The following is a 2,337-nucleotide window of genomic DNA, read 5'->3' on the forward strand; positions in this document are numbered from 1 at the left end:
GCGCGGCCGATGCGCGTCGAGCGGCTGGCGAACGGCCAGACGCTGGAGCTCGAGGCAGGCTTCGTGCGCCGCTCGGTGGCCGGGCGCGAGCTGGTTATGCTCGCGTTCAACGGCCAGCACCCCGGGCCGCTGCTCGACGTGGACAGGGGCGCCGAGATCGTCGTCCGCTTTCGCAACGGCATCGACCAGCCCACGACCATCCACTGGCACGGCATCCGGATCGAGAACCGCTTCGACGGCGCCCCGGGGGTCACCCAGGCCCCCATCGCCCCGGGTGACTCCTTCACCTACCGGATCCGCTTCCCCGACGCGGGGCTGTACTGGTATCACCCGCACGTGAGGGAGGACGTGCAGCAGGATATGGGGCTCTACGGCAACATGTTCGTGCGCGGCCACGAGGCCGACCTGGGTCCGGTGGACCGCGAGGAATTCCTCATCCTGGACGACCTGCTGCTCGACGAATCGGGCGCGATTCAGTTCGGCCGGGAGTCGGCCACGCACGCGCTCATGGGGCGCTTCGGCAACGTGCTGCTGGTCAACGGCGAGCCCGGCTACTCGCTGGACGTGGGCGCCGGCGAAGTGGTGCGCTTCCTCATCACGAACGTCTCCAACACGCGCACCTGGAACCTGTCGATGCCGGGCGCGCGCACGAAGGTGGTGGGCTCGGACATGGGGCCGCTGGAGCACGAGGAGTGGGTCGAGAGCGTGGTGATCGCCCCCGCCGAGCGGTACCTGGTGCACGTCCGCTTCGACTCGGCCGGCGCGGTGCCGCTGCTCAACCGCGTGCAGTCGATCGACCACCTGAACGGTGCGTTTCTGCCGCGCGAGGATACGCTGGGGGTTGTGACGGTTGGTGATGACTCGCGCCCCGCCGGGCCGGACGGCGACGCGGCCGATCCCCCACCCGACCAGTCCGCCGGTGCCGCCTTCGACGAGCTGCGCGAGCACCCGGCCACGATCGTCGAAATCGACCGCTATCGGGCCTTCTTCGATCGGCCGATCGACCGCCGCCTCATCCTCGGCATCCGCACCGGTGAGATGCCCCCGATCGTGCGCACGATGATGCGGATCGACTCGGTCTTCTTCCCCGCCGTGGAGTGGGACGGGACGATGCCGATGATGAACTGGGCGGCGACCGCGGGGCAGGTCGAGTGGATCCTGCGCGACCCCGACACCGGCCTCGAGAACATGGACATCGACTGGCGCTTTTCGGTGGGCGAGGTAGTGAAGATCCGCGTGCAGAACGACCGCAACGTGGTCCACGGAATGCAGCACCCGATCCACATCCACGGCCAGCGCTTCCTGGTTCTGAGCCGGAACGGGGTGCCCGAGGAGAACCTGGGCTGGAAGGACACCTTCCTGCTGCCCGCCGGGCAGACCGCCGACATCCTGCTGGAGATCACCAACCCGGGCCGCTGGATGCTACACTGTCACATCGCCGAGCACATCGAGGCCGGCATGCACGCGGTATTCGAAGTGGAGGAATGAGGAGACCATGGCCATGACGACCTGCTTCGAGTGCGGCCGGGAGATCAGCGAACTCGCGGCGTCTTGCCCGCACTGCGGGGCGCCGGGGCGGGCGGCGGGTGGCTCGGGGTTGGGGTCGGCGCCGGAGGGTGGGTCGGCGCCCGGCTCTGGGCTCGGCTCCGGGCCCGAGGCGACCGGCTCTGGCCCCGGCTCACAGCCCGAGGCGACCGACGCGCGCGGTTTCGGGTCGATGGAGGGCCGCTCCCGGCCCGGCCTGGTGGACCGCCTGAACGCGCGCAAGATCATCTACGTCGGCGCCGGCGTCACCTTGGTGGTCGCGATGATCAAGCCGGCGCTCGTCACCGCCGCGATCTTCGCCGCGATCGCCTACTGGACCGCCAATCAGACCCTTCGCCCGGGCGGCTCAGCGGCCGAGTCGGCGAAAGGCAGCCTGCCCCGGCAAGCGCACGACCTCTGGCAGGGACTGGGCGTCATCGGGCGCGTCGCGGCGAGCGCGGCGATCGGGCTCGTGCTGGCCCTGTTCATGGGTGTGCTCTGAGCGGACGCGGTGCGGTGCCGTTGGGCGTTTCCGCGGAAACGTGGCGGGAGGGCGTGCAGCGGGGGCCGGTACGCCGGGGGCGCGGGGGCAGTGGCCAGGGTGCCTGGACGGGAGTAGGCGTTTCCGCGGAAACGTCCCAAGCAGCTATCGGGCGCGACGATTCTCGTCCGGCCTGGCCTACCCAGGCCAAAGCTGTCCCAAGCAGCTACTGACCTTCGCTTAGACGCTGCCCCCGACGCCGGCCCGTGCCGGTCGCGACCCAGCCATGCCCACCCGCGCCAAGGTTGTCCCAACCAGCTATGGACAGGATT

General features: G+C 70.0%; 2 protein-coding genes. Both read left to right on the forward strand.

The window, feature by feature from the left end; translation table 11 throughout:
• On the forward strand, positions 1-1,488 hold a 1,488-nt coding region (locus ABFS34_16485), incomplete at its 5' end, for a multicopper oxidase family protein (GenBank protein ID MEN8377023.1).
• A 7-nt stretch (positions 1,489-1,495) separates the two neighbouring features.
• Positions 1,496-2,026: a hypothetical protein gene (locus ABFS34_16490; GenBank protein ID MEN8377024.1), complete on the forward strand. Its 531-nt coding sequence runs from the start codon at positions 1,496-1,498 to the stop codon at positions 2,024-2,026.
• Positions 2,027-2,337: the final 311 nt, after the last annotated feature.

It is taken from the genome of Gemmatimonadota bacterium (assembly GCA_039715185.1).
Classification (GTDB): Bacteria; Gemmatimonadota; Gemmatimonadetes; order Longimicrobiales; family RSA9; genus DATHRK01.

Excerpts from the sequence above, each read along its gene's own strand:
- ABFS34_16490 (MEN8377024.1), top strand. The coding sequence starts at position 1,496 with ATGGCCATGACGACCTGCTTCGAGTGCGGCCGGGAGATCAGCGAACTC.